A 19941-nucleotide genomic window follows, 5' to 3' on the forward strand; every position below is an offset into this window, starting at 1 on the left:
AATCTGACAGAGAGGCTCTAGCCTCTAGGAAGATATGTCTCTTTTCAAAGATTTAGCCCATGTTCTTTTTCGTCTGATTCTCTCAGGAATCGGTTAACGTAGTTTACGCTTTGCCATTTAAAATAGCTTCAATAATTGCCATACGGACAAAGACCCCGTTTTGCATCTGAGCAACGATACGAGCCTTAGGCGCCTCAACCAGGCTATCAGCAATCTCCACATCACGATTAACCGGAGCAGGGTGCATGATAATCGCCTGATCAGCTAACTTGGCATAACGTTCTTCAGTCAAACCATAGAGAGCATGGTAGTCTTCTTTTGAAAATCCTTTATCGTCCCCATGACGTTCGTGCTGAACACGAAGCAACATGAGCACATCCAAGTCCTCAATGACGTCGTCAATAGCCACATGCTGACCATAGACATCGAACTCATTCGAGTACCACTCTGCCGGACCAGCAAAATAAAGCTGAGCACCCAAACGCTTGAGAATCTGCATATTTGACTTAGCGACACGCGAATGCGTAATGTCACCTGCAATACAAATCTTAAGATCTTCAAAGGTTCCGAACTCTTCGTAAATGGTCATCAAGTCAAGCAAACACTGACTTGGGTGTTGCCCTGAACCATCACCACCATTGACAATAGAGGTCTGAATAGTTCTACTATCAATCAACTGCTTGTAGTAATCGACTTCCGAGTGGCGGACCACACAGATGTCCACACCCAAAGCAGACATGGTTAAGATCGTATCATAGAGGGTCTCACCCTTGTTCACCGAGCTAGTTCCTGCATCGAACTCAATCACATCCAAGCCAAGCTTTTTCTCAGCCACTTCGAAGGACTTGTGCGTTCGTGTTGAATTTTCAAAAAAGAGATTGGCAGCGAAATACTGTCGATCCAGCTGGAAATCAGCTCTGCCATTTTTAAAATCTCCACCTCGACGAATCAGGCCCAAGACCTCTTCATTCGTGAGGGTTTCCATTGTCACCAAATGTTTCAGTGACACTTTTCCATCTGCAATCGCCATAGTTTTTCCTTTTAAATTGATTGACTAATCTTTGCTACCTTTTTTAGGATCTGGCAAGATTTGGTAAAGCAAGATACCAAGAATGGTTGAACTTGCCACACCTGTGATTTGAAGACCACCAAGGTCAATCATCAAACCACCGATACCAGATACCAAGATAACACTAGCAATCAAGAGATTCTTTTTATTATCAAAATCAATCTTATGTTCAACTAAAATTTTCAAACCGCTAGCAGCGATAACCCCAAAGAGGGCAATAGATAATCCCCCTAATACAGGAGTTGGAATAGAATGCAAGAGTGCTGACAGCTTACCAATAAAGCTCATCAAGACCGCAATCACTGCTGCGCCCGCAATAACGTAAACTGAGTAGACCTTACTGAGGGCCATAACCCCAATATTTTCACCATAAGAAGTTACCGGAGGAGCTCCAAAGAATCCAGCGATAATCTGTGCCAAACCATCACCAGTAAGGGTACGGTCAAGACCTGGATCTTTAAAGTAATCACGCTCAGTCAAACTGTTTAGAACCATGACGTGACCAAAGTGTTCAGTCATCGTCACAAAGGCAATCGGAGCCATGGTCAAAATCGCACTTGGATAGAGCTTGAAGCTATAATCCACAAATGGAATGTCAAAGTTTGGAACCTGAATCCAATGTGCCGCTGCTACCTCTGAGAAATTGATAAAGCTATGTCCTGTCAGCAAACCAAGAACCGCTGAGAAAATATAGCCCACAATTAAACCAAGTAAAATTGGGATAACACCGATAATCTTCTTGCCATACATGTTAAAGAGGATAACCGCAAAGAGGGTCACCATCGAAATCAAGAGAGCATAGATACTATAGCTTTTGTTCAAAGTTGTCGCATCATTGACTGCATTGGCTGCAAGGTTCAAACCAATCACCATGATAATGGGACCAACCACAATTGGCGGAAGGACCTTATCAATCCAGTCTTTACCCGCATACTTAACAATCAGAGCCACAAGCAAGTAAACCAAACCACCAGCCATGGCACCTTGAGCGACCGCTGCAATCCCATCAGTCTTCATAAGTGTCTGCATAGCCGCAATATAGGCAAAGCTAGACCCCATGTATGCTGGAATTTTGTACTTGGTCACCGTCAAGTGAGCCAAAGTTCCCAAACCAGATGAGAAAAGAGCAATAGCGGGATCAATCCCAACCAAAATCGGCACAAGCACCGTCGCACCAAACATGGCAAACAAGTGCTGGAATGACAAACCAACCAATAAACCAGGTTTCGGCATATCATTCACATCATATTTTACGTTATTCACGATATCAAAGGACTCCTTAAAATTAAGATACAAAGGGCATATAAAGAGCAAAGTAAAATTAGGAAATCCGACGCAGAAGCTTTAGCTTCCAGGAAGATTTATCTATTTTACACAGCTCTTAGCCCATGTTCAATTAACAAGATACAAAGGGCGTACAAAGAGCAAAGTAAAATTAGGAAATCCGACGCAGAAGCTTTAGCTTCTAGGAAGATTTATCTATTTCACACAGCTCTTAGCCCGTGTTCAATTAACAAGATACAAAAGGCGTTTCACCTTATCTGTCAGCTAACTTAGCTTGGATCGATAATGTTGACGCTATCTTTGCCATCAACTTCTGCGACCAAAACTTCAATTTCTTCTGACTCACTAGTTGGGATATTTTTACCAACATAGTCAGCACGGATTGGCAATTCACGGTGACCACGGTCAACCAAGACAGCCAAACCAACACGCGCCGGACGTCCATGGCTAACGATATTATCAATAGCTGCACGAATCGTACGACCTGTGTAAAGCACATCATCCACAAGGATAACATCTGTACCATCAATTTCAATAGGGAAAACAGATGTGTCTTGCTCAGCCTTAACATCATCACGGAAAGCTTTAGTGTCAAGCTCAATCAATGGCACATCAAGGTTTTCCAACTGTTTCAAGCGCTCTTGGATACGCTGTGCAATATAAACACCACGTGTCTTAATACCAGCCAAGACAATCTTGTCGAGATTTTTGTTACGCTCAATAATCTCATAAGTGATACGTGTAATGGCACGTTTCATGGTTACGTCATCGACGATCTCTTTTTTCTTCATAAAAAGAACCTTTCTAAATACAAAAAAATCCCCTCGAAAACAAGGAGATACACAAAAATATGAGTACAGTTCACCCGTACACTTCTCATGGCTCCTTGCCTGCCTCTCTGGACAGTGATTAAAGGACTTATTTAATTAGGTAAATTATAGCAAATTTCAGACTCTTTTACAAGAAAAAAACGGATGCCCCTCCCAAGAAAGACTATCCGTTTAATAACTGTTACGCTTCTCTCAACTTCTCCAAGGTTTCCTTGAAAATAGCAGGTTCTTCCGCTGTAAATTCGACCAATTCTCCAGTCGTAGGATGCGTGAAACCAAGGGTCTTAGCATGTAGAAATTGACCATGGCCCTTGAGTGTCTTGCGTGGCCCATAAAGAGGGTCTCCTGCCACTGGGTGACCAATATAAGCCATGTGCACACGAATCTGGTGCGTACGACCTGTTTCCAGCTGCAACTCTACCAAGGTATAGTTGCCAAAACGTTCAAGAACAGTAAATCGTGTTACTGCAGGTTTTCCTTTAGCTGTAACTGCCTGCTTCTTACGATCCTTGTCCGAACGCCCAATTGGAGCCTCAATCACGCCTCGATCATTAGGTAGATTGCCATGCACGATAGCCACATACTTGCGAAGCGACTTCTTATCCTTAAGCTCAGCCGCCAAAGCATTGTGGGCCTTATCATTCTTAGCAATCATAAGGAGACCAGACGTGTCCTTGTCAATACGGTGGACAATCCCTGGACGAACCACACCATTAATAGACGAGAGGTCCTTGACATGATACATCAGGGCATTGACCAAGGTACCAGACGTGTGACCAGCTGATGGATGGACCACCATACCTTGAGGCTTGTTGACCACTGCCACATCCGCATCTTCGTAGATAATATCCAAAGGAATATCTTCAGCCTTGTATTCCAAGACCTCTTCTTCTGGCAATTCATAGGTGATGACATCACCCTCTTTAACCGCATACTTGGCCTTTGCCGACTTACCATTAACCAAGACCGTTCCAGCCTTAATCGCTTCATTGGCCTGACTACGTGACAATTCTGTCAAATCTGCCAGGGCCTTGTCCAGACGGTTTCCCGCCTCTTTAATGATGACTTCCATTTTCCTCTTTCCATAAGATTAAAATCAAGAGCAGTACGCCCACCGTTAGATAGGAGTCTGCCACGTTAAATATTGCAAAATCAATAAAATCAAGCTGAACCATATCAACCACGTAACCCAAGTGCACACGGTCAATAAAGTTACCAATACCACCTGAGATAATCAAAACCAAAGATAGCACCAGCCAAAGGCTCTTCTGGTAATTCTTAACCAGATAAACCAAAGCCGCACCAATCACCAGAACCGTCAAAATCACAAAGAAATATTTCTGATCCTGTAAAATCGAAAAGGCAGCACCACGGTTCTGTAGATAGGTCAAGCTGAAGAGTCCAGGAATAGCCTTGATAACTTGGTTAAGGGCAATATTTGCCACAACCCAATGCTTAACCCACTGATCCAAACCAATCAGAGCTAGAATAACCAAAGGAATCACAACCTTACGCATAAATCCTCCTATGGTTTGTATGTATCAAAGTAGTCAAACATAACATTGACAAACTTGAGAGCACAAGACGACAAGTTAATCCCCTTACGACGGACATAAACCATCTTGTTATCCAAATTATCCTCAAGCGGAATCACCGTAATCCCATTCACACTTTGTGCATCCAAGAAGCCAGACCCCGTCGCATAAGCATCCGTCCGTTCCAAGATACCGTTCAAAGTCGCACGGTCTGTCACGTTAAACATAAGAGACGAATCTGACGTATCCACAAAGTTCTCAGAATAGTAAAGGTACTCGTCCTTCTCCTGAGTGAAACGTACCGTAGGCAAGGCTGCCAAGTCCTCCATGACCAGACTTTCTTTTTTAGCCAGAGGATGCCCCTTACGGAGATAAATGTGCGTCTTAAATGGAATCAAATCAATAGCCTCAAGCCCAAGCTTGTCCATATTTTGCTGGATTCCCTTGCTATTTTGACGATTCAAATAGATAATCCCAATCTCACTGTGTCCCTTGGCTACCTCATCCAAAATCTGAATGGTCGTAGACTCAAAAATACGGAAATCCTTGTAATCAGGGTAACGCTCTGAAAAAGTCGTAATCAAAGGTGGCAAAAAGTCATAGTGCTGGCTGGCAATCGAATACTGGTTACCCTTTTCAGAAGCATTGAGATAGCGATTTTCAAAACTATCAAAACTGCGTACCACCTCAAGCGCACGCTCATAAAAGGTCATACCCTGACTGGTCAAGACAGCCCCCGTCGTTGTACGGGTGAAAATTTGAAAATTCAGCTCCTGCTCCAAATCCTTGATAGCCACTGATAGGCTAGGCTGGCTCACAAAGAGCTTGCTGGCTGCCTCACGGAAGGTTCCGCTGTTGGCAATGGCTACGACATAACGTAGTTGTTGTATGTTCATCTGTGACACTTCTTTCTTGAAAAATCAATCAATTTTATTATACCAGATTTTATCCTCTTTTGTTGATACTAAAAAGCCCAGGCAACCCTGAGCTTGAATGACTAACAAAGTAGTCCTATTCGTCTGATTTATCTGTCAAGAAGTACTTGTTTTCACGTTTGTCATAGTCGAAGGTCAAACGAACAGTATCTACCTTACCATTTTCTGGATTATAATCACGGTAGCTAAGACTCACTGACTGAGTGAGATCGCCCTGTTCAGTTTGTGTCATTTCATGATAAGTGAAGCTAGCCTCTGGGTGTTTTTCAACCACTTCAGAAAGTCGTGTCCCCTTAAGCAAATCAGCTTGTGTACCTACAGACAACTTTTCATAGTCATCTTTTGTCCAGTTGCTATGATAGTCATCGACTTCTTTGACCTTATCATAGTCGAAGGTTGCTGAGGCAGATTTCAAAACATAGACACCGTCTTTTTGCTCAAAAGTCAAACGCACATAGTTGTTTCCATCTGTGTTTTCTTTTCTATAGGTGAGGTCTAGCAAATCTGGTTTATCTTCCTCGTAAGCGTCACTATACTCGGCATCAGTCGCCTTACCGTGAGCATCCAAGACCTCGTCCAATGTCAAAGTACCAACCTTCAACTCCTTAAACTGATCCTCAGTCCAGTCAAACTTATAATTCTCATCGATGTACAGATAAGCTCTATCGTGACCTTCACTTTGGAACTGTTCAGCATGGTTCATGACATATTTCACCGCTTGATAACCTACTCCAGCAAGCGAAGTCATGAAGAAGATAATTGACATGACTAGGGCAATAATAGATAGTGCCTTGCGTGTCGATTTCAGACTCAAAACCAAAGTCACAATAGCCAAAATGATAAGGAAGAAAGCAAGGAAGGTAAAGATGAAACCGATTGGAAGTGTCCAAGCCAAAACGGCAAATAGAAGCCCCAAGACTAGAATTATGATTGGCAAAGCAATATTAACAAAAGCATTATTCTTGGTTACTTTTGGCTTGTAATAAGGGTTTTCCAAAGGTATCTGACTTGTCTTTGGAGTTTCTTTTTCTTGCTCTTTCTCCATATTCAACTCAGGCATTGGCTTAGGAGCTTCCTCCTCTAATGCCACCTGAACTTCATCTGATTGCGTATCTGCTACTGAGTCAGCTGTCACCTCTTCAGTAGATTCAGAGCTATCCACCTGCTGAGCCTCAACCTGCTCAGACACTTGGACACTTGGTTCCTCCGAAGCGATGACAAAGCCCTCTTTCTTAGCTTCCATAAACTCCTCAGGACTTGGTTTACGACCATTGACGTCCTCAAAGTGACGCACCCATTCTTCTCTAGTTGCCATAGCTGACTCCTTTATCTCTTTTTCTTTATTTTATCATACTTTAATCTGGTCTTATGAAAATAAGGTCGGATATAAGAGAGAATTTTTTGAGACTGCCTGATGTGCTTTAGTGTCAAGCCATCTCATGAAAATAGACGAAAGTCGAAAAAAACTGCACCCTAAAGTTTGATTTTCTCTGTCACACTTTTGGGGGCAGTTCAGATATTAGTATGACTAGTTTTTATACTTGTATAGTTAAGTATCTAATCCTTTTTGATTTCCAAACTAAGCTTATAAAAACTATAAAGGCTATAAGATATTGCAATAATTCCCAAGAAACCAAAGTATACATTATCCTTTAAACTCTTCATATAAATGCCAATTATTACAAAGAGAAAGGTATTAATCAAAATGACTAATCTTTTATTTTCTATCTTGCCTATTTTAACTACCAATAGTCTAATAATAAGTATCGATGGAGAGAATAAAACGGCAATTATTGTAAGTAAAATATTTTTTCTGCTAATTAAATTAGCTTTAATGCCTTTTTGAGATTCTTTTTCAATATTCATCTCTTTAAATAATAAATCCAGTGAAACATTATCAGGTTCACTTTTTCCTAATTCCCATTTAGAAATGGTCTGACGAGTAACAAATACTTTATCTGCAAGTTCTTGCTGAGTCATACCCGTTTTAGTTCTATATTCTTTAATCAACGTAGCAATGTCCATTTTAATACCCCTGTCTTATTTTTATTCTTTTATAAAAGGCTCTGCTAGAAAAATCGTCATTACTATAATAAAGAGAGGATTTTTATGAATAAAGTAAACGGCAATAAGTAATAGAAACAATAAAATTCTCGTAACCCATGGATATTTGTTTGATAAACTGACCGATAAATTAACTAAAGGTTTCAGTATCAGCCCCATTAAGCCAAAAGTAAGTACCCATATAAAATTAGTTTTGTTTTTCTTAATAAATTGTAACATTAAGAATACCTCCTTAAATTTGTTACTTTAAATTTATCAAGACCCATGAGTAAAAGCACGCAACGAATAGTAAAATATGCGCAACTCCCTTAAAAACTAGGGTGCAACGCCCCATTTCATTATGCAACGAGGAGAATATTACCTCTTAAAAGTGCGAAATGGCAGTACATTAGAATCTAAAGACAGTAAAATTTTATAATAATTAAGCCGTACTATTTTAAAGTCTATATTTACATAAACTTCTGTTTGTCTTCGAGACCAAAACGTTGGACTGCGACCATCATATTTTGAAGTATATACTTTTGTAGTTACACTTTCATTAACTTTGAGTATCCTTTGCTACGTTTCCATCAATCTTATAAATAGCGTCAAAGCTTGTTGGGCTTCTCGAAGTACCCTAACCCTGCATCCTCCTATACTCCTTCGACTTCTCTCCATACCAATCCTTAACTGAGTAGCCAAACTGCTCTCTATATTGCTCGGAGTATTTGAAGAGGTAATAGCCTCGTAGCAAATCAATGGAAAAGACATAAGTCGCAAAGACAAATATGGCAGGCATGATAGGCATCAATACCGCATCAATACCGCATCAATGCTCCCTCTAACGTCACTTCCAGTAGAGCGGTCAAAAAGCACCAGTCCAGCTGTAATCCCTGTACCACTTAAAAAGACCAAACCATCCGAAATCTTTTCAGTCACAAGAGCTACCATAGGGCTAAACTCTGTCTGATTTTGAACGGCTTCTTTCAGTTTACGGGGAACCGTTCGAATCAAGTAATAAATGGAAAGAAGAAACATAGCTCCCGATAGTATACTGACAATATTTCGTCGTGTCATCATCATTATTCCGGCACTTACTGTAAAGATAGCGAGTAAGACTACCGTGTAAAAGTAGGTGCAAAATTTTAGTTTCATCGGGCTTCTTCTGTGCTTTATTGAAAAGAGCAGATAGACCAGATACATGACCACATACAAGATAATCATGGGCCACTGAATCCAAGAAAATCTTGGATTTTGATCAAGCGTCAATCCTTTTATAAACATGGGCATAGCAATAGAGAAGAAATAAATAACAATTGAAGTGATTAACAAGCCAATAAATCGTTTCCAGCTTCCTTTTTGATTGAGCTTTTCTACGGTCTCCTTAGTGACAAGAGACTGACTTTGCTCGAATGTATAATTTAAGAATTTCAATAGCTTTCTCCTTTTATCAAGAAAAAACAGGAAGGTTTCCCCTCCTGTCCCTTAATTAATCCTCATCTGGACCTGATTTATAAGTAAGGTAGAATGTATCTTCACCTTCTTTGGTATCAAATGACAAGTAAACACTCTTGAGTTTGCCATCTTCAGCCTTATAATCACTATAAGAAATAGTCATTTCTTTTTTGAATTCACCTTGACGAGATGTTGAAATCGTGTATTCTGCACTTGAAGCTTTAGGGTGATCCTTAACGACATCTTCAAGTTTTGTACCGTTTGATGGATCAGTGTAATCCCCCTTATTGAGAGCATCAAACTGTTCTTTTGTCCAGTCAGCTTTATAAGACTTATCAACTTCTACCTTATCTTGAGGGAATCTACCTGAAGCATATGACAAGATAAATGTACCATCATATTGTTTCGTAAAGGTTAGGTAAACACTTTCACCATAGTCTTTACCAGAGTAGTTCAACTTCATCTCATCGCCAGAGATTTGTGCATCAGAAGCCTTACCATAAGTCTTGATGATAGACTTAACGGTATCTTTACCGACTTTCAATTTCTGGAACTTAGATTCATTCCAATCAAATTTAGCATTTTTGTCAATGTAATCGTTGACGTCAGTGCTATCACCTTTTGAATCAGATTTAGAGTCAGATTTTGAATCGCTGTCATCATCTTTTTTGTCAGCATCATCGTCTTTATCAGCAACTTTTGATGTCTTGCTTGAGCTTGTGTTGTTGCTAGCATTTTGAGAGATTTGGAAAATCAAACCACCAATAGACACAAAGAGCATGAGACCAGCAACACCTGTTGCGATGATTGAAAGCAATTTCTTGCTTGATTTAAGGCTAAAGACAAGTGAAACAACTGCCACCGCAACTGCGAGGACTGTCAAGATGATGAAGAGCCAAGCAGGACCTACAAACCATGCCAAGACTGCAAAGATTACTGAAAGTGCAATCGCAACGATTGGCAAGATAAGATTGAAAAGAGGTTTATCTGCTGAGCCAGCTGCTGCTGGATTAGGAACTGTTCCAAATCCTTGAGCTGATGAGATAGGTGCCTTTTCAAACATGCTTGAATCAAATTGTGGTGTTGGTTGTTGCACAGGTGCTTCTGAGAAAGCTTCTGCACCAAATGGTGATTCACTGCTTGCTTGTTCTGCGACGGCATCCTCAGCTGTTTCAGCTACATCTGCGATGTCATCTTGTTCTGTGACTTCTTCAGTAGCAACTGGTTCTGGAGCTACTTCTTCAGCGACAGGTTCATTAGCTGGTGCTTCTACAGATGCTGCTTGAGCAGCCAAAGCACTTGTATCAAAGTCAGCTGCTTTAGCATCCAAAAATTCTTGGGGGCTAGGCTTACGCCCGTGTACCGACTCAAAGAGTTCAGCCCATTCTGCTTTAGTTGACATAAAAATCTCCTTTTTTCAAGAAATCCAAACAAGAGGTTCCTTCGGCTTAGCGAAGTTTTCTATAGTTAGGATTCAGACACCTGTCTCTGATAAGAGCAAGTAGCATGCGTCCTTCCAAAAGTCAGCCCTCACTTTTTAGCCTGAGGCAACCTTTCCCTATATCTAGTCCCATGTTCATTTTCTTGTTGATAGTTCCATTCTACCATATTTAAAGACCTCTGTTAACCGTTTCCCAAAAGGTTTTTTTCTGCTACAATAGTAGGTATAATGCACCAAAGGAGTTATATATGAAAAACATTAAAAAGTACATTCCATTAATTATTGTACTTGTTATCGCAGGCCTAGGTTTTGCCTTTCGTGAGAACATCGCACGCGCCGTTCGTGGAGATGCTTATGTTGATAATAAGATATTCACTAAACAATTAGAAAAAGCCCAAAAATCTGGAAAAGATGCCTTTCCACAGTTGTCAGACAAGGTCAGTAAGGACGAAGCTGAAGTTATTCTCCATACTTCAAAGGGTGATATCACAGTCAAACTCTTCCCTACACTTGCTCCAAAGGCTTCTGAAAACTTCTTGAAACATGCCAAGGACAAATACTATGATGGACTCACCTTCCACCGTGTCATCAAGGATTTCATGATTCAAAGTGGTGATCCTAAGGGTGACGGTACTGGCGGAGAATCTATCTGGAAGAAAGGTTTCGCTGTTGAGCCTACACCATTCCTCTACAACATCCGTGGCGCACTTGCTATGGCCAATACTGGTGCTAAAAATTCAAACGGCAGCCAATTCTACATTGTTCAAAACAAGGACGATCAAAGCAAGCAATTAGGAAATGCTGGCTATCCAAAACCTATCATTGACGCCTACAAAAAAGGTGGTTACCCAGCTGGTGATACCAAATATACTGTCTTTGGACAAGTCATCAAAGGTATGGATGTTGTTGATACCATTGCTAACCTTGAAGTCGATGACAACAGTAAACCAAAAGAGAATGTAACGGTTAATTCCGTTGAAGTCGTTAAAGACTACAAATTCAAATAAACAAAAATCCGAGAAGTTGATTCTCGGATTTCTTTTTATTTAACAGCAGTGAGGAGATAGTCACCAGTGTTAACACGAGCTTCTTTAGTCGTTAAGACATCATCAAAGTCAGCTGTATTGGTCACAATGACTGGCGTGATAACTGGTAATTTAGCATCTCGGATAGTTGCTAGGTCAAATTCTATAAGTTTTTGACCTGCTTCTACAACTTCACCTGCTTCCACATAGGTCTTGAAGCCTTTACCAGCAAGAGAAACAGTGTCCATACCAATATGGATGAGAAGCTCTGCACCATTTTCAGTCGTCAAACCAATCGCATGACCAGTAGGGAAGACTAAATTAACGGTTGCCTTAGCTGGTGCGACCACTACCCCATCAGTAGGGTCAATAGCGATTCCTTTACCCATAGCTCCTGAAGCAAAGACTTGGTCAGGTACTTGGTCAAGTGGTACGACATTCCCGATGAGTGGGCTAGCAATGATTTCTTGTTGAATTTCTTTAGGAGCAGGTGCAGCTTCCTCAGCTTTTTCTTCAACCTTAGCTACTCCACCACCGTATAGGTTTGGTACTCGTACAAAGAGTTGGATGAGGAAGGCAAGAACACCACCCACAATGGCAATGATAATGGCAAAGATAACTTTAGAAAGATTACCGTCAGGCCCAATAAGGCTTGGGAAGACAAAGACACCCAGAGCACCCGTTGAATACGTCTTAATATCTAGGGCCATCGTGGCAGCTCCCATCAATCCTGAAACACCACATGATATGTAGAATGGTGTTTTCATTGGCAGTGTCACACCATAGATAGCCGGTTCTGTAACCCCAAAAATAGATGAAACAAATGCTGGCATAGAGATGGTACGTACTTTTTCTTCTTTTGTCTTAAGCATGATAGCTCCCAATACACCTGTTTGCGTGAAACATGGGAAAAGTGCTGCTGAAAGAATACTTGAACTTCCGTTTGTTGCCACATCTAAGATTGCAAGAGGAACAAGTGCCCAGTGCATTCCGAACATAACCAAGACTTGCCACAAAATACCAAGTATAAAACCAAAGACAATCGGATTAAAGTTCATGATTGCTTGGAAAAGGCTTGTCAATCCATTAGAGAAAGTATTGGCAACTGGTCCTACCACCAAGAATGTTAATGGGACAGTAATGAGTAATGTAAAGAAAGGCACTACGAAGACTTTAATGACATCTGGAGTAATCTTAGTAAAGAATTTTTGAATGTATGAAGCCACCCAAATTGCCAAGATAGAAGGCATTACTGTTGAGAGGTAACCTCCTGCAGGAAGTGCAAATGGAATAACTCCTAGAGCATGACCTTGACCAGCCTTTTGAAGAGCAGTCACCAGCGTAGCAATATCAGGGTAAACAAGCGCTCCTGCAATCGCAATAGCTGTAAACTCATTAACCTTGAAACGACGGGCAGATGTTAATGCAATCAAGATTGGCAAGAACTGGAAGAAACCATCTCCTGCTGCATTAAAGATGACATACATAGGACTCGTTGCAGCTGACAAGCCACAAGCTGCCATGATAGAAACTATCCCTTTGATAATCCCCGCCGCAGCCAAAGGTCCAAGAAAAGGTTGGAAAATACTTGAAACCAAAGATACAAAGCGGTCAAAAAGATTCCCTTTAGGCGCATCACCTTCATCAATATCAAGACTACCACCTGCTGGAAGACCGCCAACTTGGAGAACCTCCGCATAAACATCAGGGACATGGTTACCGATAACGACCTGATATTGACCACCTGCCTTAACAACAGTAACAACACCGTCACGGTTCTTAAGGTAGTCATCATCTGCTTTAGACTCATCTTTCAAATCAAAGCGTAAGCGTGTCACACAGTGTTTCAAGCTATTGACATTTTCTTTACCACCGACGTGTTTGAGAATGTCTTCAGCTAATTCAGTATATTTAGCCATAAGGGCTCCTTTCTTTTCTAGGATTTTAGTTCTTTCGAGGCTTTTTCAACGAAAAAAACCTAAATAAATACCAAGAACCAATTAGGATGAGTATACACTACTCCCATTAGTTTTTCGTATTTATCTAGGTTTTGCCTGCTGACCAGTAACAATCCTTTTGCTATGGTTATATAATATCAGAGTTCAAATATTTTTGCAAGCCCTTACAAAAATATTTTTTGTTTTTTGAGGTAAAATCTTGACCAAGATAATAAGTCATGATAAACTATTGTTAGTTTATAAACTAACAGAAAGAGAGTTACACGATGAAAACAAGTGCAATTATTGAATTTAAAGATACATACGCTAGCATGGAATGCCACGAGCTTGGTTACCAAACCAAGGAAACTGCCTTAGCTATTATTTCTCCTACTGGACATATTCTATCAAGTACACCGCTTTTCAGAAAGGTATATGGTTCAAATACTGCTCACATCGACCAACTTCCTTTCAATATAGATAACCTCAGTATCACAGCGAGAGGTCTTAGTAAAAAGGCTAAAGCCAACTTGGAAGATTGGATTACCCATACTATCATTCTTCCAATGGACTATGATAAGTCCTTTACTAAGCATCAAGAACTTTTGCACCTCTTAGCAGATTCACCTATCGTTGAGTCTGTCCAATCTTTAACTTATAAGACAGTAAAGATTCATTTTTCCGAAGCACTCAATGATGAACATATTCGCCAACTGCAAGGTTTTATTCTCGCTCAGGCAGGCATCTACAGCTATATTGGGACATCTACAGTCTCAGACCGAAATGCCCACCAGGCTCTTGAATGGGCTAAACTTGATGTTAATGGTCGTTCGCACAACGATCACAAGCCTGCTATTTTCCATCGTAGTAAGGGACTCTTAAGTGGTTTCTTTCACCATGGAAGCCAAGAAAGTATTGCATAGATAATAATTGGGACACCTTGTGTCCTTTTTTGGCAACTAAAAAACCCACCATAAAGGTGAGCTAAATTGATTTATTTACTGTGTTTCCAGTTACTATAGATACTAAATACGACAATCCAGATGGCTGCCCCAATAGCTCCGACAACTGTTGACTTTTGCAAGAAGAGACAAACAAAGACGAAGATGAAGAAAAGGATAGTCAATGGATTAAGAATCTTATAGGCTGGCATAAGGAAGCCATCTGCCATAAACTCTTGAGACTTACGGTACTTGAGATGAGCAAGCATGGTCAAAATATAGATGGCAATGTAGACACCTGATGAAGATGCGGTAATCAAAGCGAAGGCGTCAGATACACCAGGTAAGACGTTGATGAAGGCTGAAACACAAACTACAATGGCTGAAACAATGATAGCACGTGAAGGAATACCATTACGGGCCAAGGTATCAAGTTTCAAAGCTTTCATAACCTTACTGTTTGGTGTTTCCCTAGCGATTTGGAAAAGGTGACGGCCAGTTGAATAAAGTGTTGAATTCAAAGAAGAGGCTGCTGCTGTCAAAACGACAAAGTTAATGAAAGCCGCTGCCCACTTGATACCAGCCATTTGGAAGACCGTTACGAAGGGTGATTCATTAACTGGAAGTTTTTGCCATGGGAAGATAGCCATGATGGCAATGAGGGCACCCACATAGAAAATGACAATACGAATCGGAATCTCCTTGATTGCCTTTGGTAAAACCTTACGTGGATTTGCTGTCTCAGATGTTGTAATCCCTACAAATTCGATGGCTTGGTAGGCAAAGAAGACCATTTGGAAGGTCATGACAAAGCTCACCCAACCTTTAGGGAACATCTGGAAACCTTGTGTGATATTGTTAAGACTAGCATATCCAGCTGGCGTTTCAAAGTTAGTTGCTACCATAAATATCCCTGTAGCTATCAAGGCAAGAATGGTGACAATCTTGATCATCCCAAACCAAAACTCAACTTCCCCGAAAATCTTAACCGCAATCAAGTTAACCGAACTCAGGATAATCAAGAAGACAATCTGAATCTGCCAGGCAGGCCAACTTGGAAACCAAAACTGCACATAGTTCGATACAGCCGTAATTTCTGCCATACCAAGAAATACCAGTGATACCCAGTAAGACCAACCTGAGAAGAATCCCCAGCCTTTACCAAGGTATTTCGTAATAAAATTAATAAAGGTATGTTGGTCCGGGTCCATGTAGAGCATCTCACCGATAGCTCGCATCATGAGGTACATGAAGACACCTGTCAGCATATAAACAAGTATGATTGAAGGGCCTGTTAGGGAAAGGGAACGCCCTGCCCCAAGGAAGAGACCTGTACCGATTGTACCAGCGATGGCAATCAGCTGGACGTGACGGTTTTGAAGACCACGCACCATCCCATTCTCAGTCTGGTTGTCGTCGTCTTTATGATGTTGCTTTTGCGACATTTTTTTCACTCCAATTCTATTAAGCAAGACTCATTGAGTCCTGCAATTTTTAACATAACTTATATTGTACCATTTTTGAAATAATTGGTCAATATTATACAGAATATTCAGAATTTTATACTTCAAAACAAGGGCTTGGAAAACTTCCAAACCCTTGTTACTAGTTATTATGATTCAGGATCATCAAGGCTACGACCATGCAAGCCTTTTTCACGTTGGACTTGACGTAGTTTTTCAGGTGTCACATCGTTACCTTCTTCGTCAACCACTTTAATTCCTTCGATGTGGTGACGAACTGAGCGACGATAACCCTCAATGTATTCTTCACGAAGTTTTGCTTGTTCTACCTCTTCTTCTGGTGTCAAGCCTTCTGTTTTTTTCTTTTTGGCAAGCTCATTGATACGAGCAATTTTTTCAGGTGTCATAATAAGACCTACTTTCTACCTGTCAACAGGTACTTATTTTGTATTCAATTGATTAAAGGCTGCAACAGCTTTGGCTTTAGCCACAAGACCCGAAAGAAGGGCCAAACGGTTGTTTTTAACAGCCTCATCTTCTGCCATAACCATGGTATTGTCAAAGAAGGCATCGATGACTGGGCTAAGAGCAAAGAGCTGAGCCAATTTGTCACTAGCTGAACCAGTCAATTCTAATTCTTCAATCGCCTTAGCAAGAGCCTTTTCTTGATCATTTTCAAAGAGACTAGCATCGACTGCTACTGAAGCATCTGCTTTTTCTGCCAAGTTGAAGGCACGTGAGAGTGACTCAACAGCCGCCTTGTAACCCTCAGCCTTAGCAGCTTCTGAAAGGGCGTCAGCAGCTTCAAGCATATCTGCCACGACAAAGTTTGAACCAGCAAGAACGGCTTCCTTGATATCTTTAGATGTGCGTCCCATCATCTTATCCACACGCGCTTTGATGAAGTTGATGACTTCTGCTTGATTGTCATAAGAAAGACTATCAAATGAAAGGGCGTAAAGGCTGTCGATCAACTCATCCATAGGGATGTGCCAACCAAAAGCATCCAAGATACGAACAATCCCTTGTGTTGCACGACGAAGCGCATAAGGGTCATTTGAACCTGATGGAATCAAGCCAACTGAGAAGAAGGAAAGGAGGGTATCCAATTTATCTGCAAGCGCAAGGATAGCACCAACCTTAGTCTCTGGAAGAGCTCCGTCTGCTGAATCAGGAAGGTAATGCTCACGGATAGCTGTCGCAACCGCAGCATCCTCACCAGCAAGGAGGGCGTATTTTTCACCCATGATTCCTTGCAATTCATCGAACTCTCCGACCATACCAGTCAAGAGGTCAAATTTATAGATTTCAGCTGCACGCGCTACGGCTGCCCTTTCTTCAGCAGTCAAACCAGCTTGCTCAGCCAATGATGCGGCAATAACACCAGCACGGGCCATGTGTTGTGAGAGAGAACCGATTTTTTCATGGAAAGTCACGTTGGCCAATTTAGCAACCAGGTCTTCAATCTTGAGTTTTTGGTCTTCACGCCAGAAGAATTCACCATCTTCAAGACGGGCCACCAATACTTTTTCATTTCCTCGGATAACATTTTCCAAGTGCTCAGCGTTACCATTACGGACTGAGATGAAGTTTGGTTTAAGCTTACCGTCAAGGTCACGTACAACAAAGTAACGTTGGTGCGTTTCCATTGATGTCACCAAGACTTCTTCTGGAACGTCCAAATATTTAGTGTCAAAACTTCCCATAAAGGCAGTTGGATATTCGACCAAGTTCAAGACTTCGTTCAAAAGTCCTTCTTCGATTTGGACTTGAACACCTTGTTCTGCTTCGATAGCTTTGATTTGCTCACGAATCATGTTTTCACGTTCTTTGCTATCCGCAATCACGTAAACAGTACGAAGGTCTTCCTCATAAGAATCCGCATTGGTAATTTCCACTTCATGTCCAAGGAAACGATGTCCACGACTCACACGACCTGACTTGATATCCAAGAAGTCAAGGTCAAGCGCTTCGTCGCCCAAAAGAACTGTCAAGGTGTGAACTGGGCGAATGTATTCAAATGTGTTGTTAGCCCAGTGCATGCTGACAGGGAAAGTCAATGAAGCAAGTACTTCTGGAACGCCAGCCAAGACTTCTTTGGCAGGTTTTCCAGCTTCGTGTTTAGTAACATAAACGTACTCTTCACCTTTGACTTCACGGAATTCGATATCGTCAACAGTCAAGCCTTTCCCACGGACAAATCCTTGTGCTGCTTTTGAGAAGTTACCTTCTGCATCCAAAGCGATTTTCTTAGAAGGGCCTTTAAAATCTTCGGTCAAATCGGATTGTTGATCAGCCAAACCAATCACACGGACTGCCAAACGGCGTGGTGTAGAGAAGGTTTGAATGCTTTCGTATGAGAGACGGTTATCATCCAAGAAGGCTGCCATTTTCTCCCCGAGTTGTTTTTCACTTGGTGTGACAACGTAGGCTGGCAACTCTTCAAGTCCAAGTTCTACTAATAAGTTTTTTGTCATGTTTCTTCCTTTACAAAATTCTTTTTTTGATAGGCGCCTTAGGTACTGGGGACGTTGCTAACTAACTTTGTGAGGCTGTATGGAAATCTGGTGTCTCCTTGACATAGATTTCCAACAGTCTCATCAAAGTGGATTTAGCTAACTGATTTTTGAACCTAACGTTTCAAAAATCCCCATATACCAGTACGGTGGCGCCTATCCCTTTAGCAAGTCTTCGACTTGCCTCTGGGTAGCCATGTGGGCTCACTTTGTTTGCCCATTTTCCATTCTTGTAACGCTTATTATTCTTCCTCTTCTGCTAGGAGTTTTGCGCGTGTGGCTTCATCAAGAAGTGGGTAACCAAGTTTCTTACGTTCTGCAACGAAGGTTTTGGCTACGACACGGGCCAAGTTACGGATGCGGGCAATGTAACCGGCACGTTCTGTAACAGAAACAGCGCCACGAGCATCTAGCAAGTTAAAAGTATGTGAACATTTCAAAACGTAGTCATAGGCAGGGTGAACAAGACCCAATTCCAAAGCACGTCCTGCTTCTTTTTCAAATTTTTCGAAGTTTTCAAGAAGCATGTCTTGGTCAGAAACTTCAAAGCTGTATTTTGAGTGTTCGTATTCGGGTTGAAGGAAGATTTCTCCGTATTTAACGCCTGGAGCCCACTCAATATCGTAAACAGAATCTACTTCTTGGATGTAAGAAGCCAAACGTTCCAAACCGTAAGTGACCTCAGAAGTTACCGGACCAGTTGCCAATCCACCAACTTGTTGGAAGTAGGTGAACTGAGTGATTTCCATACCGTCAAGCCAAACTTCCCAACCAAGACCAGCTGAACCAGTTGATGGGTTTTCCCAGTTATCTTCAACGAAACGAATATCGTGTTCCAAAGGATTGATGCCCAATTTTTCCAATGACTCAAGGTAGAGCTCTTGGATGTTTGATGGTGATGGTTTCATAACCACTTGGAATTGGTGGTGTTGGTAAAGGCGGTTTGGGTTTTCTCCGTAACGACCATCTGCTGGACGACGAGATGGCTCTACATAAGCCGCATTCCATGGCTCAGGACCAATGGCACGAAGGAAGGTGTAAGGACTCATAGTTCCCGCACCCTTTTCATTATCATAAGCCTGCATGAGCATACAACCCTGGTCATTCCAGTATTGTTGCAAAGTCAAAATTATTTCTTGAAATGTTAATTTCTTAGACATTGAATACTCCTTGATTAAAAATGATTTCTTGCGACACGAGTCTGCCTCGTCGATTATACGAGGCAAGACGAGTTAGTACTGCGTTTAGCTCAGGCACCCTAGTGCTGAGCGTGGGGCAGTCCGACTATAAGGAGGTCTCTGCCACTGACGCAGTGGAAAGTCAATTTTTTAGACATGTTGTACTCCTTATTCATAAAGTTTCTTGTGACTCAGGATACAAAAAGAACCGTGTCTCTGCTCCTAAGTCGTTCGACCTAGGGGCGTTAGAAACGCGGTTCCACCCTAATTTATTACTTCATTTTATCTG

The 19941-nt window shown here is 41.4% G+C and carries 18 protein-coding genes; 2 read left to right on the forward strand and 16 right to left on the reverse strand.

Features of this window, described 5'->3' with window-relative positions; all coding sequences use genetic code 11:
• Window positions 1-103: 103 nt before the first annotated feature.
• The 11 genes from H7U01_RS01030 to H7U01_RS01080 all read right to left on the reverse strand — a co-directional run bounded on the left by H7U01_RS01030 (window position 104) and on the right by H7U01_RS01080 (window position 10553).
• Window positions 104-1030, reverse strand: coding sequence for an aspartate carbamoyltransferase catalytic subunit (locus H7U01_RS01030; RefSeq protein WP_002885976.1), 927 nt, complete (start codon window positions 1028-1030; stop codon window positions 104-106).
• A 24-nt stretch (window positions 1031-1054) separates the two neighbouring features.
• Window positions 1055-2332 carry a uracil-xanthine permease family protein gene (locus H7U01_RS01035; protein ID WP_048676126.1) on the reverse strand — a complete coding sequence of 426 codons (1278 nt, stop codon included), beginning with the start codon at window positions 2330-2332 and terminating at the stop codon, window positions 1055-1057.
• 290 nt (window positions 2333-2622) lie between these two features.
• The gene (gene pyrR / locus H7U01_RS01040; protein ID WP_002886175.1) at window positions 2623-3144 is read right to left on the reverse strand and encodes a bifunctional pyr operon transcriptional regulator/uracil phosphoribosyltransferase PyrR; all 522 of its coding nucleotides are present in this window, start codon (window positions 3142-3144) and stop codon (window positions 2623-2625) included.
• A 220-nt stretch (window positions 3145-3364) separates the two neighbouring features.
• Window positions 3365-4255, reverse strand: a complete 891-nt coding sequence (locus H7U01_RS01045) for an RluA family pseudouridine synthase (RefSeq protein WP_002886027.1) — start codon at window positions 4253-4255, stop codon at window positions 3365-3367.
• The gene (gene lspA, locus H7U01_RS01050; RefSeq protein ID WP_060972499.1) at window positions 4239-4700 is read right to left on the reverse strand and encodes a signal peptidase II; all 462 of its coding nucleotides are present in this window, start codon (window positions 4698-4700) and stop codon (window positions 4239-4241) included. Before lspA ends, H7U01_RS01045 begins: the two co-directional genes overlap by 17 nt.
• 8 nt (window positions 4701-4708) lie before the next feature.
• Window positions 4709-5614: a LysR family transcriptional regulator gene (locus H7U01_RS01055; protein WP_004183016.1), complete on the reverse strand. Its 906-nt coding sequence runs from the start codon at window positions 5612-5614 to the stop codon at window positions 4709-4711.
• A 115-nt stretch (window positions 5615-5729) separates the two neighbouring features.
• Window positions 5730-6968 (reverse strand): CD20-like domain-containing protein, encoded by a 1239-nt coding sequence (locus H7U01_RS01060; RefSeq protein WP_201040937.1) that lies wholly within the window; start codon window positions 6966-6968, stop codon window positions 5730-5732.
• A gap of 242 nt (window positions 6969-7210) precedes the next feature.
• Entirely contained in the window at window positions 7211-7678 is a 468-nt protein-coding gene (locus H7U01_RS01065) for a helix-turn-helix transcriptional regulator (RefSeq protein ID WP_060972501.1), read from the reverse strand.
• 21 nt (window positions 7679-7699) lie between these two features.
• Window positions 7700-7936, reverse strand: a complete 237-nt coding sequence (locus tag H7U01_RS01070; RefSeq protein ID WP_060972502.1) for a hypothetical protein — start codon at window positions 7934-7936, stop codon at window positions 7700-7702.
• 567 nt (window positions 7937-8503) lie between these two features.
• Window positions 8504-8851, reverse strand: a complete 348-nt coding sequence (locus H7U01_RS09955; protein ID WP_231724196.1) for a hypothetical protein — start codon at window positions 8849-8851, stop codon at window positions 8504-8506.
• Window positions 8852-9185: 334 nt separating this feature from the next.
• The gene (locus H7U01_RS01080) at window positions 9186-10553 is read right to left on the reverse strand and encodes a hypothetical protein (protein WP_060972503.1); all 1368 of its coding nucleotides are present in this window, start codon (window positions 10551-10553) and stop codon (window positions 9186-9188) included.
• A gap of 287 nt (window positions 10554-10840) precedes the next feature.
• On the opposite strand from H7U01_RS01080, the gene H7U01_RS01085 reads away from it, so the two are divergent.
• Window positions 10841-11599 (forward strand): peptidylprolyl isomerase, encoded by a 759-nt coding sequence (locus tag H7U01_RS01085; protein ID WP_060972504.1) that lies wholly within the window; start codon window positions 10841-10843, stop codon window positions 11597-11599.
• Window positions 11600-11634: 35 nt separating this feature from the next.
• Here the strand turns inward: H7U01_RS01085 and H7U01_RS01090 are convergent, their stop codons facing one another.
• Window positions 11635-13536 carry a beta-glucoside-specific PTS transporter subunit IIABC gene (locus H7U01_RS01090; protein WP_201040939.1) on the reverse strand — a complete coding sequence of 634 codons (1902 nt, stop codon included), beginning with the start codon at window positions 13534-13536 and terminating at the stop codon, window positions 11635-11637.
• Window positions 13537-13841: 305 nt separating this feature from the next.
• On the opposite strand from H7U01_RS01090, the gene H7U01_RS01095 reads away from it, so the two are divergent.
• Window positions 13842-14477 carry a nucleotidyltransferase gene (locus H7U01_RS01095; RefSeq protein WP_175061669.1) on the forward strand — a complete coding sequence of 212 codons (636 nt, stop codon included), beginning with the start codon at window positions 13842-13844 and terminating at the stop codon, window positions 14475-14477.
• 71 nt (window positions 14478-14548) lie between these two features.
• On the opposite strand, the gene H7U01_RS01100 is transcribed toward H7U01_RS01095, so the two are convergent.
• The 4 genes from H7U01_RS01100 to glyQ form a co-directional block, all read right to left on the reverse strand.
• The gene (locus tag H7U01_RS01100) at window positions 14549-15940 is read right to left on the reverse strand and encodes an amino acid permease (protein WP_201040941.1); all 1392 of its coding nucleotides are present in this window, start codon (window positions 15938-15940) and stop codon (window positions 14549-14551) included.
• Between the two features lie 167 nt (window positions 15941-16107).
• The gene (locus H7U01_RS01105) at window positions 16108-16365 is read right to left on the reverse strand and encodes a DUF896 family protein (protein WP_002886085.1); all 258 of its coding nucleotides are present in this window, start codon (window positions 16363-16365) and stop codon (window positions 16108-16110) included.
• A gap of 33 nt (window positions 16366-16398) precedes the next feature.
• Window positions 16399-18435 (reverse strand): glycine--tRNA ligase subunit beta, encoded by a 2037-nt coding sequence (glyS, locus tag H7U01_RS01110; protein ID WP_201040943.1) that lies wholly within the window; start codon window positions 18433-18435, stop codon window positions 16399-16401.
• Between the two features lie 281 nt (window positions 18436-18716).
• Window positions 18717-19634 carry a glycine--tRNA ligase subunit alpha gene (glyQ, locus tag H7U01_RS01115; protein WP_002886077.1) on the reverse strand — a complete coding sequence of 306 codons (918 nt, stop codon included), beginning with the start codon at window positions 19632-19634 and terminating at the stop codon, window positions 18717-18719.
• Between the last annotated feature and the right edge of the window lie 307 nt (window positions 19635-19941).

It is taken from the genome of Streptococcus sp. 21.1 (assembly GCF_016648635.1).
In the GTDB taxonomy this organism is placed as follows: domain Bacteria; phylum Bacillota; class Bacilli; order Lactobacillales; family Streptococcaceae; genus Streptococcus.

What these genes read in the sequence shown, in the direction of transcription:
- H7U01_RS01030 (WP_002885976.1), bottom strand. Translation starts at nt 1,030, where the DNA reads ATGGCGATTGCAGATGGAAAAGTGTCACTGAAACATTTGGTGACAATG.
- pyrR (WP_002886175.1), bottom strand. Translation starts at nt 3,144, where the DNA reads ATGAAGAAAAAAGAGATCGTCGATGACGTAACCATGAAACGTGCCATT.
- H7U01_RS01045 (WP_002886027.1), bottom strand. Translation starts at nt 4,255, where the DNA reads ATGGAAGTCATCATTAAAGAGGCGGGAAACCGTCTGGACAAGGCCCTG.
- lspA (WP_060972499.1), bottom strand. Translation starts at nt 4,700, where the DNA reads ATGCGTAAGGTTGTGATTCCTTTGGTTATTCTAGCTCTGATTGGTTTG.
- H7U01_RS01055 (WP_004183016.1), bottom strand. Translation starts at nt 5,614, where the DNA reads ATGAACATACAACAACTACGTTATGTCGTAGCCATTGCCAACAGCGGA.
- H7U01_RS01060 (WP_201040937.1), bottom strand. Translation starts at nt 6,968, where the DNA reads ATGGCAACTAGAGAAGAATGGGTGCGTCACTTTGAGGACGTCAATGGT.
- H7U01_RS01065 (WP_060972501.1), bottom strand. Translation starts at nt 7,678, where the DNA reads ATGGACATTGCTACGTTGATTAAAGAATATAGAACTAAAACGGGTATG.
- H7U01_RS01070 (WP_060972502.1), bottom strand. Translation starts at nt 7,936, where the DNA reads ATGTTACAATTTATTAAGAAAAACAAAACTAATTTTATATGGGTACTT.
- H7U01_RS09955 (WP_231724196.1), bottom strand. Translation starts at nt 8,851, where the DNA reads ATGAAACTAAAATTTTGCACCTACTTTTACACGGTAGTCTTACTCGCT.
- H7U01_RS01080 (WP_060972503.1), bottom strand. Translation starts at nt 10,553, where the DNA reads ATGTCAACTAAAGCAGAATGGGCTGAACTCTTTGAGTCGGTACACGGG.
- H7U01_RS01085 (WP_060972504.1), top strand. Translation starts at nt 10,841, where the DNA reads ATGAAAAACATTAAAAAGTACATTCCATTAATTATTGTACTTGTTATC.
- H7U01_RS01090 (WP_201040939.1), bottom strand. Translation starts at nt 13,536, where the DNA reads ATGGCTAAATATACTGAATTAGCTGAAGACATTCTCAAACACGTCGGT.
- H7U01_RS01095 (WP_175061669.1), top strand. Translation starts at nt 13,842, where the DNA reads ATGAAAACAAGTGCAATTATTGAATTTAAAGATACATACGCTAGCATG.
- H7U01_RS01100 (WP_201040941.1), bottom strand. Translation starts at nt 15,940, where the DNA reads ATGTCGCAAAAGCAACATCATAAAGACGACGACAACCAGACTGAGAAT.
- H7U01_RS01105 (WP_002886085.1), bottom strand. Translation starts at nt 16,365, where the DNA reads ATGACACCTGAAAAAATTGCTCGTATCAATGAGCTTGCCAAAAAGAAA.
- glyS (WP_201040943.1), bottom strand. Translation starts at nt 18,435, where the DNA reads ATGACAAAAAACTTATTAGTAGAACTTGGACTTGAAGAGTTGCCAGCC.
- glyQ (WP_002886077.1), bottom strand. Translation starts at nt 19,634, where the DNA reads ATGTCTAAGAAATTAACATTTCAAGAAATAATTTTGACTTTGCAACAA.